Here is a 14,764-nt window from a genome sequence, read left to right on the forward strand (position 1 = left end):
GGCTTCGGCTTGTCGGCGGTGTGGTCGCCGCTCAGACCGGCTGCGACAGCAGTCCGGCCGCCCGCTCGTCCCGGTGGATCGGGGTGTTCGCGCCGGTGAGCGGCCGCCCTGTGCCTCCGTGCCGCGCGGCGACGATCTCGGCCGCGATGGACAGGGCGGTCTCCTCGGGCGTACGGGCGCCCAGGTCGAGGCCGATGGGTGACCTGAGCCGGGCCAGCTCGCGCTCGCTCACGCCCGCTTCCCGAAGCCGCCTGTTGCGGTCCTCATGGGTACGGCGGGAGCCCATGGCGCCGACGTAGGCGACGGGCAGCCGCAGGGCCTCGGTCAGCAGGGGGATGTCGAACTTGGCGTCGTGGGTGAGTACGCACAGCACCGTCCGCGCGTCCGTGTCCGTGCCCGCCAGGTAGCGGTGGGGCCAGTCGACGACGATCTCGTCGGCCTCGGGGAAGCGGGTCCTGGTCGCGAAGACCGGGCGGGCGTCGCAGACCGTCACGTGGTAGCCGAGGAACTTGCCCGCCCGTACGAGGGCGGCGGCGAAGTCGATCGCACCGAAGACGATCATGCGGGGCGGTGGGACGGCCGACTCGACGAGCAGGGTGAGTCGGCCGGGGCAGTGCGAGCCGTCCTCGGACACCTCGATCGTGCCGGTGCGGCCGGCCTCCAGCAGGGCGCGGGCCTGGGTGATCACCGTACGGTCCAGGTCGTCGTGGCCGCCGAGGCCGCCTGCGTGGGTGCCGTCGGGGCGTACGAGCACCGCCCGGCCGAGGAGGCCGGCCGGGCCGTGGACCACCCGGGCGAGCGCGACCGGCTCGCCGTGGGCGGCGGCCGGCAGTGCGGCGGTCTGGGCCGCATCGCCGGCGTCGTACGGGGTGACCATGATGTCGATGACCCCGCCGCAGGTCAGTCCGACCGCGAAGGCGTCCTCGTCGCTGTAGCCGAACCGCTCGACCCTGGTCTCCCTGTCCTGGAGGGCCTGGAGGCACAGGTCGTACACCGCGCCCTCCACACAGCCGCCGGAGACCGAGCCGATGGCCGTGCCGTCGGCGCAGACGGCCAGGGCGGCGCCGGGAGGGCGCGGGGCGCTGCCGCCGACCGCCACGACGGTGGCGACGGCGAAGTCCCGGCCCTCCTCGGCCCATGCGTGCAGCTGCCCGGCGAGGTCAAGCATCGCCGCCCGCCATCAGGACACGGTCGGGACGGATGGGCAGGTGCCGGTGGCGGACGCCGGTCGCGTGCCACACGCCGTTGGCGACCGCCGCGGCGGCGCCCACGATGCCGATCTCGCCGATGCCCTTGATGCCGACCGGGTCGTCCGGGTCGGGGTCGTCGACCCAGTCGGCCTCGATGTGCGGGATGTCGGCGTGCGCGGCGACGTGGTAGCCCGCGAGGTCGGCGCCGTAGAGGCCGCCCGTGGCCCGGTCCCGGACGGCTTCCTCGTGCAGGGCCATCGAGATGCCCCAGATCATGCCGCCGACCAGCTGGTTGCGGGCGGTGAGCGGGTTGACGATCCGGCCGGCCGCGAAGATGCCCAGCATGCGGCGGACCCGGACCTCACCGGTGGCCGGGTCGACGGCGACCTCGGCGAACTGCGCCCCGAAGGAGTGCCGTTCCTTCTGGGCGAGGGCACCGATGGCCTCGGCCGTGTTCGACCGTACGGTGATGCCCTCCGGCGGAATGTCGGCGCCCGGCGCGAGGCTCTGCCGCAGCTCCTCGGCCGCCGTTGTGACGGCCCACGCCCAGGAGCGGGTGCCCATCGAACCTCCGGCGATCATCGCCGGACCGAGGTCGCTGTCCGCGATACGCACCCGGACGCGGTCCGTCGGCACCCCCAGCGCGTCGGCGGCGACCAGGGCGAGCGCGGTCCGGGCGCCGGTGCCGATGTCCGCGGCGTTGACCCCTACCGTGAAGGTGCCGTCCGCCTCCGCGGTGACGGCCGCCGTGGAGGGCATGGCTCCCGCGGGGAAGGAGGCCGCTGCGGTGCCCGTGCCGAGCAGCCAGCGGCCGTCGCGGCGCACGCCGGGCCGCGGGTCCCGGTCGGCCCAGCCGAACCTGCGGGCGCCTTCCCGGAAGCAGGCGATCAGGTTGCGGCTGCTGAACGGCAGCCCGGACACCGGGCCCACCGCGGGCTCGTTGAGCACGCGCAGCTCGATCGGGTCGATGCCGCACCGCTCGGCGAGCTCGTCGAGCGCCGCCTCGAGGGCGAACGAGCCGGGCGCCTCACCGGGGGCCCGCATCCAGGTCGGGGTCGGTACGTCGAGCCGCACGATCCGGCTGGCCGTGTGATGCGCGTCGGCGTCGTACATCGCCCGGCTCGCGGCGGCGCTCGGCTCCACGAACTCGTGCACGGACGAGGTCATGTTCAGGGACTGGTGCTCCAGGGCGCGCAGCCTCCCGTCCGCGTCGGCGCCGAGCCTGACCCGCTGGGCCGTGGGGCTGCGGTAGCCGGCGAGAGAGAACATCTGCCGGCGGGTCATGACGACCCTGACCGGGCGTTGCAGGACCGTCGCGGCCATCACGGCGGCCACCTGGTGCGCACGGACGCCCTTGCTGCCGAAGCCGCCGCCGACGTGCTCGGAGCGCACCCGCACGGAGGCCGGGTCGAGGGAGAACAGGTTCGCGAGCTCGCCTGCGACCCAGCTGGTGCCCTGGTTGGAGTCGACGACCTCGAGCCGGCCGCCCTCCCACAGGGCCGTCGCGGCGTGCGGCTCCATCGGGTTGTGGTGTTCCTCCGGAGTGGTGTACTCCGCGTCCACCACGACGGCGGAGGAGGCGAGTTGGGCCTCCAGGTCGCCCTTCTCCACCACTCCCGGCGCATGGCCGTCGACCGGATAGGCCTCGGTCTGCCGCTCGGCGGAGAACGCGACGTCGTGCGGCTCCTGGTCGTACGTCACGACGAGGGCCTCGGCGGCCTCCCTGGCCTGCTCGGACGTCTCGGCGACGACCAGCGCCACCGGCCAGCCCATGTGGATCACCCGGTCGTGCTGGAAGAGGGCGACGCTGGGGTCCGGCGGGACGCCCAGCAGGCCGACATAGTCGTTGTCGACGCGCGGGGCGTTGTGGTGGTGGAGCACGGTGAGCACGCCGGGCATCCGGAGCACGGCCTCGGTGTCCAGGGCGCGGATGCGGCCGCGGGCGACGGTGGACAGGACCAGCCAGCCGTGGGCGAGTTCGGCGAAGGGGATCTCGGCGGCGTAGCGGGCGGCGCCGGTGACTTTGTCGCGGCCTTCGACGCGGGTGTGGGAGGTGCCGACGGAGCCCTTGGTGGCGGTGGTCATCGGGCGGCCTCCTCGGCGAGTTCGCTCAAGCAGGCGACGACGAGGTTGCGCATCAGGGTCACCTTGTATCCGTTGTGGGGCAGCGGTTTCGCATCGGCCAGCTCGGCGTCCGCGGCGGCCGCGAAGTTCTCGGCGTCGGCACGGGTCCCGAGCAGGGCGCGTTCGGCTGTGCGGGCTCGCCAGGGGCGGGAGGCGACCGCGCCGAAGGCCAGCCGGACATCCCGTACGACACCGTCCTCGACGTCGAGGGCGGCGGCGATGGAGCCGATGGCGAAGGCGTAGGAGGCGCGCTCGCGCACCTTGCGGTAGCGGGAGTGGGCGGCCACCGGGGTGGGCGGCAGGGTGACGCCGGTGATCAGTGCGCCCGGCGGCAGCGCCGTCTCCAGATGCGGGGTCTCACCCACCGGCAGGTAGAAGTCGGCGAGCGGCAACTCCCCCGGCCCGTCGGCCGTTTCGTAGGACACGACGGCGTCGAAGGCGGCGAGCGCCACTCCCATGTCGGAGGGGTGCGTCGCGACGCAGTGGTCGGAGGCGCCCAGGACGGCGTGATTGTGGTGCTCACCGGTGACGGCCGGACAGCCGCTGCCGGGGTTGCGCTTGTTGCAGGCGGAGGAGACGTCGGCGAAGTAGCCGCAGCGGGTGCGCTGGAGCAGGTTCCCGCCGACGGTGGCCATGTTGCGCAGCTGACCGGAGGCGCCGGCCAGCACCGCCTGCGCCAACGCCGGGTAGCGGAGCCGGACTTCGGGGTGGGCGGCGAGGTCGCTGTTGGTGACGGTGGCACCGATGCGCAGCCCGCCGTCGGCGGTCGGCTCGATCCGGTTCAGGGGCAGTTCCCGGACGTCGACGAGCAGGGCGGGCCGCTCGACGCCGGTCTTCATCAGGTCGACGAGGTTGGTGCCGCCGCCCAGGAAACGGGCTTCCCCGTCACCGTCGAGCAGCGCCACGGCGCCGGAGACGTCGTAGGCGCGCTGGTAGCCGAACTCCCTCATGCTGCCGCTCCCTTGGTCTCGGCGGCGCGGGCCACGGCCTGGACGATCGACACGTACGCACCGCAGCGGCACAGGTTGCCGCTCATCCGCTCCCGGATCTCCTCCGGTGTCAGCGGTGGCGGTCCCGCGTCGGGGCGTATGTCGTCGGTGGCGGCGCTGGGCCAGCCCGCCGCGTGCTCCTCGATCAGGGCGATGGCCGAGCAGATCTGCCCCGGCGTGCAGTAACCGCACTGGAAACCGTCGAGGTCGAGGAACGCCTGCTGCACCGGGTGCAGTTGATCGCCGTCGGCCACGCCCTCGATGGTGGTGATCTCACGCCCTTCGGCCGCCACCGCCAGCTGGAGGCAGGACACGGCCCGGCGGCCGTCGACCAGGACCGTGCAGGCACCGCACTGGCCCTGGTCGCAGCCCTTCTTGGTGCCGGTCAGATCCAGGCGCTCGCGCAGGGCGTCCAGGAGGGTGGTGCGGTGGTCGACGGTCAGCGTGTACTTCTCGCCGTTGACGGACAGGGTGAGGTCGCTGGACGTCGATGGGGGCATGGAAGCCTTCTTTCTCACGTCGCACGGTCAGGCGGCAGGGGTCGTGGGTGGCGGGGCCGGTTCGCAACGGTGCAGGATGCGGGGCAGGCCTGCCGCGGCGCGGCCGTCCCGGGCTGTCCGCGCGGACGTCCCGCCGATACGATGGAGCAAGCGGACACTTGTCCGTTACCCGGAAACGTAACGGACAACTGTCCGCTTAACAAGGGCCGGGTTTCGGCCAAGGACCGCGAGGAGGGCGAGTGCGGCAGAAGAAGGACGCGCCGTTGCGCTCGGACGCGCAACGCAATCGCGAGCGCATCCTGGAGGTTGCGCTGGTCGAGCTGACGCGCGCGGCGGACGCCCCGCTGAGCACGATCGCCAAGAAGGCGGGCGTCGGGCAGGGGACCTTCTACCGTCACTTCCCGAGCCGTGAGGCGCTCGTCATGGAGATCTACCGGCACGAGATGCAGCAGGTCGCCGACACCGCGGCACCGCTGCTGGAGTGCCGGGAACCGGACCGGGCGCTGCGCGAGTGGCTGGACCGTTGCGCGCAGTTCGCCATGACGAAGGCCGGTCTGGCCGACGCGATCCGCCAGGCCACCGGCGCGCCGGGAAAGCCGGCGAAGCCGTCCCCCACGCCGCTGACCGAGGCGGCCGAACTCCTCCTGCGCGCCAACGAGAAGGCCGGCACCATCCGTCCGGGCATCACCGCGGACGATCTCTTCCTGGCCGTCGGCGGCCTGTGGACGATCGACCCGCACACCGACTGGCAACCCCGCGCCGACCGCCTGCTGGACCTCGTCATGGACGCGCTGCGGGTGGGGGCGCCCGGGCGGTGACGGGGGTTCGCACAGTTCCCCGCAGCCCGGAGTTACTTCAGGCGACTGCCGTGGGGGCCAGTTCCCGTAGTTCCCGGAGCGCCGCCGCCACCGCCGGGCGGGCGTGGCCGCCGCCGCGGGTGCAGGTCAGGAGCTTGCGGTGGGGGTTGCCTTCGCAGCGCACCCGGGTGATCGGGAGATGCGGGGTCAGATGCGCGAGGCGGGGGATGAGGGCGACGCCGAGCCCGTGGGCGACGAGGTGGGCGGCGACGTTCCAGTCCAGGGAGTGGTGGACGACGCCGGGGCTGAAACCGGCCGCGCCGCAGGCGGACATGATGTGCGTGCGGCAGGGGCTCTCCTCCACCGGCGCGATCCACGCCTCGTGTGCCGCCTCCGCGAGATCGACCCGGGCCCGTCCGGCCAGCCGGTGCCCGTCGGGGACGACCAGGTCGAACGGGTCGTCGAGCAACGGCTGCTGGTCGAACCGCGTGTCGCTCAGCGGCGGGTTGTACGGGGTCGACTCGACGATCGCCAGGTCGATGTCACCCTCGAAGAGGAGGTCGAAGCTCTCCGGGACGCCCGCCTCGGTGATCCGTACGGACAGCCGCGGGTGCCGCTCCCCCAGCCGGGCCGCCATCGGCGCCAGCAGGACCGAGATGGCCACGGGGAAGCCCGTCACGCGCAGCACGCCGGACGGCGCCCCGTGGTCGGCCCGCAGATCGAGTTCCGCCTGGTCCCAGCGGGCCTGGATGGCGTCGGCGTGCGCGAGCAGGCTCTCGGCGGCCGGAGTGAGGCGCACCCCGCGCCCCTGCGGCTCCAGCAGGTCGACACCCAGGTCACGGGCGAGCTGGCGGATCTGCTGGGAGGCGGCGGACGGGGTGAAGTGCAGGGCTCGGGCGGCCGCGGTGACCGTGCCGTAGTGGGCGACCGCCCTCAGGACATGCAGCCGGCGCAGGTCAATCATGAAGCCCACGCTTCACAATGCCGTCCACAAAGTCAACCTGGACGTGTACGGATTCTTCGACGCACCCTTGCTGTGTCGCGACGGTCAACCAGCCACGACATACAAGGAGTCAGAGACATGACCAGCACCACCGGCACCGTCTGCCCGCACTGCGGCTGGCCGGACGGAGGCGAGCCGTTCCAGGTGCTGTCCCGGCACACCACCGCGACGGGCCGCACCGAATGGACGCGCTGCGGATGCGGCTCGCTCCAGGTCCGGGTCGTCGACGGCTGCGGCACGCGCGTCGTCTCGCGCAGCAGGCCGCCGTCCGGGTCCGCTCCGGCTCGGTCGGGCACGACGAGCCACTGAGCAGTCAGACCGAGCCGTGCTGGGCCAGCTGCTCCCCCAGCGAGCTGCGCCGGTAGAGGACATGGCGGCCGTCGCGGGCGCGGGTGACCAGGCCCGTCGCGTGCAGGACGCGCAGGTGCTGGGACACGGCGCTCGGGGTCACCCCGAGGCGCCGGGCCAGCTCCACCGTCGGCAGGGGCTCGGCCAGCAGCCGCAGCAGCGTGCTGCGGGGCGCGCCGAGCAGGGCCGTCAGGGCGGGTGCGTCCGGCTCGGGCTCCGGTTCCCACAGGGTGGCGGCGCCCCGGCCGGGGTAGGCGAGCATCGGCGGTTCCGCGGCGCTGACCGGCGGCGCCGCCTGGTGCGCGAACAGGGACGGCACCAGGCGCAGGCCGCGTCCGGAGCCGTCCACATGGTGGTGTCCGCGCATCCGGTCGACGTGCAGTACGCCGTCGTCCCAGCGCAGATTGCGATGCAGGTCGGCGAAGAGCAGCCGGGCGCCGCCGGTGGCCAGCTGCCGGGCCCGGTGGGTGATGTCGGCCTCCAGCACGAGCCGCATCCGGGGCCAGTACGGCAGCAGCGCCGACTCCCAGTACCGCCGCAGGAGTGCGCACAGCTCCTCCAGCAGCTCCGCGACGGGTGCGTCGCTGGGCGCGGTGACCGCCCGCAGGGCGGGCGGCAGGGGCCTGGGCGCGTGGGCGGCGAGCAGATCACGGCGTACGGTCTGCGCGGGTGTGGCCCGTACGACGGTCAGCTGCTCGTCGAGAGTGGGCGCGAAGGACGCCGGCCTCGGGGTCAGGAAGTCGGGCAGGGCCAGGGTGTCCCCCACCAGGGCCGCGAGCAGCCGGGCATCGGCCGGGTCGAGCTTCTGGAGCACGGCGGCGCGCCACCGCACGTGCAGGGGGTAGAGCGCGGGGGCGCGCAGGGCGCGCAGGCTGCCCATCACCTCGCGCAGGGGCGAGATGGCGAAGCGGGTGTCGGCGAGGTCCGCGGCGTCGAGCCGGAAGCTGATCATTGAGGCCCCCGCTACATCCTTTGGCAACCGCCCTGCCATGGCGTGGACTTCGGTCCATGACGGATCACGATCGACGGCAGCCTACAGCGCACCCGGGCGCGAGTCCCCGGGTGATTCTGGCCCTGGCGCTCGTCTGCGGCGCGGCCGTGGGCAACGTCTACTTCCCCCAGGCCATCAGCCCGCTGATCGCGTCCGGGCTGCACGTCTCGCCCGACGCGGCCGCCGGCGTCGTCACCGCGACCCAGTTCGGCTACGCGGCCGGGATCTGCCTGCTCGTCCCGCTCGGCGACCGCCTGCCGTACCGCCCGCTGCTGGTCAGCCTCCTGACGCTGACCGGCCTCGGGCTGTTCGCGGCGAGCGCCGCGCCGGGGCTGGTCCCGCTGGTCGTCGCCAGTGCCCTGGTGGGGGTGACGACGGTGGCGGCCCCGCTCGCCGGGCCGCTGGCGGCCGGTCTGGTGCCGCAGGAGCGGCGTGGCGTCACCGGCGGCACCCTGCTCAGCGGCTCCCTCGCGGGCATGCTGCTGTCGCGCACCGCCGGCGGCGCGCTCGGCGACTGGCTGGGCTGGCGGGCCCCGTACGTCCTGGCCGCCGTGCTGTCCCTGGCGGTGGCCGCGCTGTCGGCGCGCCTGCTTCCGCGGACGTCCCCGCCCTCCTCCCAGGGCTACGCGGCGCTCCTGGCCGAGCCGCTGCGGCTGCTGCGCACCGAACCCGGTCTGCGCCGCTCCTGCCTGTACCAGGCCCTGGTGTTCGCCGGTTTCTCCGCGGTGTGGACCGGCGTGGCCCTGCTGCTCACCGGTCCGGTGTACGGCGGCCTGGGCGCGGGGGCCGTGGGGCTGCTCGCCCTGGTCAACGCGGTGACCATGGTGTGCACGCCGGTCGCGGGCCGCCAGGTCGACCGACGAGGGCCGGACGCGGTCAACCGGGTGTGCTTCCTGGTGGTGGGCGCCTCGGCCGCGGTGCTGGCGGTGGGCGGTCTCGGCGGTGCGGCGGGGGTGGCGGCCCTGGTCGTGGGCACGCTGCTGCTCGACGTCGGCATGCAGTCCGGGATGGTCGCCAACACGGTGCGGATCCAGACACTGCGCGCCGAGGTGCGCAGCCGGCTCACCACCGCCTATATGACCTGCGCGTATCTTGGTGGCGCCGTCGGCTCGTGGCTGGGTGTGCGGGCGTACGGCCGTTTCGGGTGGCTCGGGGTGTGCGCGCTGGTCGCGGCGCTCACGGCGGTGGCACTCGCCCACCACCGGTGCGCCACCCGCCGTACGGCGGGCAGGTTCCGCCGGACGGCGGCGCCCGGGCCCGGCGCGGCGGGACCGATCCTGGCAGCACGAGCCGCCGCGACCTCACCCGAGGAGACGTCATGACGCATGTTCCGCCCCCGTTCGACCCGGAACTCGCCGGAGCCCTGGAGCTGATCAAGGACATGATCAGCCCGGGTCTCACCCTCGACGAGATCGCCGAGGTCCGCCAGGGCCCGGGTATACAGCTGCTGGCCGATCTGGACCTGACGATGGGCGGGACGTTCGAGGTGGAGGACCGGCAGGTGCCCGGGCCGCAGGGCGAGCCCGAGATCTCGCTGCTGATCTGCCGGCCGACCGCTCCGGCGAGCGCCGGGGCGCGGCCCGTCATCTACCACGTGCACGGCGGCGGCATGGTCATCGGGAACAACCGGGTCGGCGTCGACGTCCCGCTGGCGTGGGCGCAGGCGCTGGACGCGGTGGTGGTGTCGGTGGAGTACCGGCTGGCACCGGAGCATCCGCATCCCGCGCCGATCGAGGACGTGTACGCCGGGCTGCTGTGGACGGCGGACCACGCCGCCGAGCTCGGTGCCGACGCCGAGCGGATCGTCATCGCGGGCGCCAGCGCGGGTGGCGGGCTGTGCGCGGCCCTGGCCCTGCTCACGCGGGACCGCAAGGGGCCGCAGCCGATCGGGCAGGTCCTGATGTGCCCGATGCTCGACGACCGCAACGACACACCGTCGACGTACCAGATGGCGGGCCTCGGGGTGTGGGACCGCACCGCCAACGAGACCGGCTGGACGGCGCTGCTGGGCTCGCGGCGCGGCGGCCCCGACGTACCGGCGTACGCGGCACCGGCCCGCGCCGAGGACCTGACCGGGCTGCCCCCGGCGTTCCTCGACGTCGGCTCTGCGGAGACCTTCCGGGACGAGGTCGTCGCCTACGCGTCGCGCATCTGGCAGGCCGGCGGCGTGGCCGAGCTGCACGTCTGGCCCGGCGGCTTCCACGGCTTCGACGGCTTCGCACCCCAGGCGGCGCTCTCCCAGTCGGCGCGGGCGGCGCAGGTGAGCTGGCTGCGGAGGTTGCTGGGCGCGTGACGGGCGGGCGCCCGGTGCGTCGGCCACGGCGGAGCGCTCGGGCAGCCACCGGCGAGCGGGGCCCGTTCGGCGGCCCCATGCCGCACCATGGGGCCTATGAAAGAGCTGGCCGGGCGCCTGACCGCGCTCGATCCGGATGCCGGTGCGGCGGTCCGGGTCATCGCCTACTTCGACCGTCTGGCCGAGACCAGGGCCGGTGTGGAGGCACTCGTTCGCGGTGCCGCCGTACTGTCCGGCTGCCCGGCCCGGCTGGTGGACCCCGAACGCCGCGTGCACGTACGTGTGGAGCCCGACGGCACCCGCCGGGACACGGATGAGCCGCCCGACCCCGCCTGGCCGTCCGCCCGGCTGGCCCCGGACGGCACGGCGGCCCTTTGGCTGGAGCGGGTCGGGGCGGCGTCCGGGGTGGTGGACACGGGCCGGGCCGGGTCGGCGCCCGGCGTGACCGAAACCAGCCGTGCCGGGGTGACGCCCGGCGTCGCGAACGCGGACCACGCCAGGGCGGCGTCCCAGGTGGGCGACACCGGCCGTGCCGGGGCGGCGTCCCGCGCCGTGGACAGCGACCGAGCTGGGGTGGCGTCCCCACTGGGCGCGCCCGACCGCACCGCGCCGGCACCCGGCGGCGTGAAAACGGTCCGTGCCGGGGCGGCGTCCGGCCTGACCGAAACCAGCCGCGCCGGGGTGACGCCCGGCGTCGCGAACGCGGACCGCACCAGGGCGGCGTCCCAAGCGGTCGACACCGGCCGTGCCGGGGCGGTGTCCCGGGTCGGCCACGTCGGGCAGGCCCGGGTCGCGTCCAGTGTGGTCGACGCGGTGATTCTCGAGCGGGCCGCCGGTGTGCTGCGGCTCGTTCTCGACCGTACCCGCGGGCGGGTCCCGGCCGACGATCCCGCGCTGGTCGAGACCCTGCTCGACGGCACGGCCCCGGAAGCGGCCCGGCTGCATGCCGCCCGCCGCCTCGGTCTGGACACCACCCTTCCGGCCCGGGCTCTCGCCCCGCTGCACGAGCGGCCACGCGTCGTACCCGCCGGGACGGAGACCGACGCGGTCGGACGGCTCGGAGTCGGGCCCGCCGTGCCCGTGCTCGAACTCCCCCGGTCCTGGGCCGAGGCCCGTACCGCCCTGCGGTTCACCGCCGAGGGCACCCCGCAGGACCCCGGGCCGCGCGTCGTGCACGCCGAGGAGCTGGGCGGCATCGCCCTCCTCGCCGATCTGGTCGTACCGGGCGCCGAGCCGCCGCCCGACGTCCGTGCCCTGGAGACGGCCGCGGCGACCACGCCCTGGCTGCCGGCGACCCTGCACGCGGTCGCGGCCACGACGAGCTTGCGGGCGGCCGCCAACGAGATCAACGTCCACCACTCCACGCTCCAGGACCGGCTGGCCCACGCCGAGCACCTGCTCGGCTGGCCGGTGCGCACCCCGCAGGGCCGGCTCCGGCTGCAACTGGCGCTGGCGATGCGGCACCTGGCCCGGCCGGAGCCGTAGCGCGCCCGCCCGGACCGGGTGATCCGGATCGCGTCCAGGGGTCCGTGCCGCCGCCGCCCGGCTGGGAGAGACTGTCCGGGCGCCGTCCGGTACGAGGTTCAGGAGCATGAGGCATGAGCGTGCAGCGGTATCCCCTGGCCGGGGTCACGGTGGTCAGCCTGGAGCAGGCCGTGGCCGCGCCCTACGCCACCCGGCAGCTCGCCGACCTCGGCGCCCGGGTCATCAAGGTGGAGCGGCCGGGCGGCGGCGACTTCGCCCGCCGGTACGACACGACCGTGCACGGCCACTCCAGCTATTTCGTGTGGCTGAACCGCTCCAAGGAGTCCCTCACCCTGGACCTCAAGGACCCACGGGGCCGCGAGATCCTGCACGAACTCCTCGACGGCGCCGACGTGTTCGTGCAGAACCTCGCCCCGGGCGCCGCCGGCCGGCTCGGTCTGGACGCCGCCACCGTCACCAGCCGCCGCCCCGGTCTGATCCCGTGCACGATATCCGGCTGGGGCACGACCGGCCCCTGGGCCGACCGCAAGGCGTACGACCTGCTCGTGCAGTGCCAGACCGGGCTGGTGTCCCTGACGGGAACCCCCGAGGGGACCGCCCGGACCGGGATCTCCGTCGCCGACATCGCCGCCGGGATGTACGCCTACAGCGGCGTCCTCACGGCCCTGTACACCCGCGCCGTCACCGGCGAGGCCCATCCGGTGGACGTGTCCCTCTTCGAGGCGCTGGCGGAGTGGATGGGCCAGCCCGCCTATTACACCCGGCACGGCGGCACCCAGCCCCCGCGACTGGGCACGCAGCACGCCACCATCGCGCCGTACGGGACGTACGAGGCCGCCGACGGCAAGGAGGTGCTGTTCTCCATCCAGAACGAGCGGGAGTGGGCGGCCCTGTGCGCCGAGTTCCTCGGCCGGCCGGAGCTGGTCGGCGATCCGCGCTTCGCCACCGCCTCCGACCGGGTCGCCCACCGCGAGGAGCTCGACGTGATCCTCGCCGCCCGCTTCACCCGCTCCGGTTCCGAGGAGATCCTCAAGGACCTGGAGGCCATCGGCATCGCCTGCGCCGGGGTCAACGACGTCGCCGCGTTCCTGGACCATCCGGTGCTGGCCGCCCGCGGCCGCTGGACAGAGGTCGCCGTGCCGGGCGGCACGGTGGAGGCCCTGCTCCCGCCGGCCGACCTCGCCGGCCTGCCCGCCCGGATGGACCCCGTACCGGCGGTCGGCGAGCACACCGCGGCGATCCTCGCCGAGCTGGGCCGCACCGACGAGGAGGTGTCGGCCCTGCGCGCGGACGGCGTCGTCTGACGCCCTCGGCCGGAGAACCTACCGGGATCCGGTGATCCGCTCCGCCTCCTCGGCCTCCTGCTTCCTCGAGGCCCGCAGGCTGGTGAACGTCGTCACGGCCAGGACCAGCACGATGAAGGTCAGCGAGAAGGGGATGCTGATCTCGGGCACGTGGACGCCCGACTCGTGCAGGGCGTGCAGCACCAGCTTCACTCCGATGAAGCCCAGGATGATCGACAGGCCGTAGGAGAGGTGGACCAGCTTCTTCAGCAGGCCGCCGATGAGGAAGTACAGCTGGCGCAGGCCCATCAGGGCGAAGGCGTTCGCGGTGAACACGATGTACGGGTCCTGCGTCAGCCCGTAGATCGCGGGGATGGAGTCGAGGGCGAACAGCACGTCGGTGGAGCCGATGGCGAGCATCACGACCAGCATCGGGGTCATGATCCGCTTGCCGTTCTCGGTGATGAACAGCTTCGTGCCGTGGTAGCGGTCGGCGACGCCGAAGCGCTGCTCCGCCATCTTCAGCAGCTTGTTCTCCTGGTACTCCTCCTCGTGGTCCTGCTTGCGCGCGTCCTGGACCAGCTTCCATGCGGTCCAGACGAGGAAGGCGCCGAAGATGTAGAACACCCAGGAGAAGGCCGAGATGATCGCCGCGCCGGCCGCGATGAAGACGGCCCGCAGCACCAGGGCCATCAGCACGCCGACCATCAGCACCCGCTGCTGGTACTGCGAGGGCACCGCGAACTTCCCCATGATCAGGACGAACACGAAGAGGTTGTCGACGCTCAGCGACTTCTCGGTGATGTAACCGGCGAAGAACTCACCCGTGGGCCCGCTCCCACCGAAGTACCACAGCCCCAGCCCGAACAGCGCGGCCAGGACGATCCACACCACCGTCCACGTCCCGGCTTCCTTCACGGACACGTCGTGGGGCTTGCGGCCGACGAAGAAGTCGACGGCGACGAGCAGGCACAGAGCTGCCACGGTCAGCAGCCACACGGAGAGGGAGACGTTCACTGGTGCTCCTGTTACAGGTGTGGGGATGGATATCGTTGTCCGTCGTGGCTGATTTCCGCCACACCTGTCAGGTGAACAATCGATCACAGTTGCGCGTGCAGCGCCTCCAGCACGTCCTGGTCCGTCAGCTGGTCGAAGTTCTCGTACCAGAGGCCCACGGCCATGAACGCGGTCGGCTGGTGCAGGCAGATCACCTCGTCGGCCTCGGCGCGCATCAGCTCGGCCGCCTCCGGGGAGCACACCGGCGCGGCCAGCACCACCCGTTCGGGCGCCTGGCGGCGGACGAACCGCAGCGCGGCCCGGGCCGTGGAACCGGTCGCCAGGCCGTCGTCGACCACGATCACGGTGCGTCCGCGCAGATCGGGTGCGGGGCGGCCCTGCCGGTACAAGGCCTCGCGGCGGCGCAGTTCCGCGCGCTCCCGCTCGATGACGGGCGCGAGGGCGGCCTCCCGGAGGCCCAGGTGGCGCATGGCCTCCTCGTCGAGGAGCGGCACCTCGTCCCCGGCCATCGCTCCGACGCCGAGCTCCTCCTGGAAGGGCGCCCCGATCTTCCGTACGACGAGCACGTCGAGCGGGGCGTCCAGCGCCCCGGCGACCTCGCGCGCCACGGCGACGCCGCCGCGGGGCAGGGCGAGGACGAGGGGATCGGGCAACGCACCCTCGCTCTGCCGGGTGCGCAGTTTTTCGGCCAGTTCGCCGCCGGCCTGCCGGCGATCACGGAACCGCATGACGGTCACCTCTGCT

At 73.6% G+C, this 14,764-nt stretch carries 13 protein-coding genes and 1 pseudogene; 6 read left to right on the forward strand and 8 right to left on the reverse strand.

What is annotated here, in order from left to right:
* Nucleotides 1-31 precede the first annotated feature (31 nt).
* From MQE23_RS04890 to MQE23_RS04905, 4 genes are read right to left on the reverse strand one after another with little or no spacing between them, the layout of a single operon-like run.
* Nucleotides 32-1,168: an XdhC/CoxI family protein gene (locus MQE23_RS04890; RefSeq protein ID WP_243378362.1), complete on the reverse strand. Its 1,137-nt coding sequence runs from the start codon at nucleotides 1,166-1,168 to the stop codon at nucleotides 32-34.
* Complete coding sequence (locus MQE23_RS04895; protein WP_243378363.1) at nucleotides 1,161-3,275, reverse strand: xanthine dehydrogenase family protein molybdopterin-binding subunit; 2,115 nt, start codon at nucleotides 3,273-3,275, stop codon at nucleotides 1,161-1,163. Before MQE23_RS04895 ends, MQE23_RS04890 begins: the two co-directional genes overlap by 8 nt.
* Complete coding sequence (locus MQE23_RS04900) at nucleotides 3,272-4,264, reverse strand: xanthine dehydrogenase family protein subunit M (protein ID WP_243378364.1); 993 nt, start codon at nucleotides 4,262-4,264, stop codon at nucleotides 3,272-3,274. Before MQE23_RS04900 ends, MQE23_RS04895 begins: the two co-directional genes overlap by 4 nt.
* Nucleotides 4,261-4,803 (reverse strand): 2Fe-2S iron-sulfur cluster-binding protein, encoded by a 543-nt coding sequence (locus tag MQE23_RS04905; protein ID WP_037672286.1) that lies wholly within the window; start codon nucleotides 4,801-4,803, stop codon nucleotides 4,261-4,263. The genes MQE23_RS04900 and MQE23_RS04905 overlap by 4 nt, the downstream gene beginning before the upstream one ends.
* 239 nt (nucleotides 4,804-5,042) lie before the next feature.
* On the opposite strand from MQE23_RS04905, the gene MQE23_RS04910 reads away from it, so the two are divergent.
* The gene (locus MQE23_RS04910; protein WP_243378365.1) at nucleotides 5,043-5,621 is read left to right on the forward strand and encodes a TetR/AcrR family transcriptional regulator; all 579 of its coding nucleotides are present in this window, start codon (nucleotides 5,043-5,045) and stop codon (nucleotides 5,619-5,621) included.
* A 37-nt stretch (nucleotides 5,622-5,658) separates the two neighbouring features.
* On the opposite strand, the gene MQE23_RS04915 is transcribed toward MQE23_RS04910, so the two are convergent.
* Nucleotides 5,659-6,564: a LysR family transcriptional regulator gene (locus tag MQE23_RS04915; protein WP_243378366.1), complete on the reverse strand. Its 906-nt coding sequence runs from the start codon at nucleotides 6,562-6,564 to the stop codon at nucleotides 5,659-5,661.
* A gap of 117 nt (nucleotides 6,565-6,681) precedes the next feature.
* On the opposite strand from MQE23_RS04915, the gene MQE23_RS04920 reads away from it, so the two are divergent.
* The gene (locus MQE23_RS04920) at nucleotides 6,682-6,912 is read left to right on the forward strand and encodes a hypothetical protein (RefSeq protein ID WP_020275894.1); all 231 of its coding nucleotides are present in this window, start codon (nucleotides 6,682-6,684) and stop codon (nucleotides 6,910-6,912) included.
* 4 nt (nucleotides 6,913-6,916) lie between these two features.
* Here MQE23_RS04920 and MQE23_RS04925 read toward each other — a convergent pair whose 3' ends face one another.
* Nucleotides 6,917-7,903, reverse strand: a complete 987-nt coding sequence (locus MQE23_RS04925) for a MarR family transcriptional regulator (RefSeq protein WP_243378367.1) — start codon at nucleotides 7,901-7,903, stop codon at nucleotides 6,917-6,919.
* Nucleotides 7,904-8,013: 110 nt separating this feature from the next.
* Between MQE23_RS04925 and MQE23_RS04930 the strand changes: the two genes are divergently transcribed.
* From MQE23_RS04930 to MQE23_RS04945, 4 genes and pseudogenes are all read left to right on the forward strand, one after another.
* A complete protein-coding gene (locus tag MQE23_RS04930) occupies nucleotides 8,014-9,264 on the forward strand; it encodes an MFS transporter (RefSeq protein WP_243378368.1) in 1,251 nt (416 codons plus the stop codon).
* Nucleotides 9,261-10,235, forward strand: a complete 975-nt coding sequence (locus MQE23_RS04935; RefSeq protein WP_020275897.1) for an alpha/beta hydrolase — start codon at nucleotides 9,261-9,263, stop codon at nucleotides 10,233-10,235. Before MQE23_RS04930 ends, MQE23_RS04935 begins: the two co-directional genes overlap by 4 nt.
* 792 nt (nucleotides 10,236-11,027) lie before the next feature.
* Nucleotides 11,028-11,720 (forward strand): annotated as a pseudogene (locus MQE23_RS04940) (helix-turn-helix domain-containing protein); the annotation flags it as partial.
* Between the two features lie 113 nt (nucleotides 11,721-11,833).
* Complete coding sequence (locus tag MQE23_RS04945) at nucleotides 11,834-13,024, forward strand: CaiB/BaiF CoA-transferase family protein (RefSeq protein WP_020275900.1); 1,191 nt, start codon at nucleotides 11,834-11,836, stop codon at nucleotides 13,022-13,024.
* An 18-nt stretch (nucleotides 13,025-13,042) separates the two neighbouring features.
* Here MQE23_RS04945 and MQE23_RS04950 read toward each other — a convergent pair whose 3' ends face one another.
* Both MQE23_RS04950 and MQE23_RS04955 read right to left on the reverse strand, forming a co-directional pair.
* Nucleotides 13,043-14,020, reverse strand: a complete 978-nt coding sequence (locus MQE23_RS04950) for a TerC family protein (protein WP_020275901.1) — start codon at nucleotides 14,018-14,020, stop codon at nucleotides 13,043-13,045.
* A gap of 83 nt (nucleotides 14,021-14,103) precedes the next feature.
* Entirely contained in the window at nucleotides 14,104-14,748 is a 645-nt protein-coding gene (locus tag MQE23_RS04955; protein ID WP_243378369.1) for a phosphoribosyltransferase family protein, read from the reverse strand.
* Nucleotides 14,749-14,764 lie beyond the last annotated feature (16 nt).

This window comes from Streptomyces sp. HP-A2021 (genome assembly GCF_022807935.1).
GTDB lineage: Bacteria > Actinomycetota > Actinomycetes > Streptomycetales > Streptomycetaceae > Streptomyces > Streptomyces afghaniensis.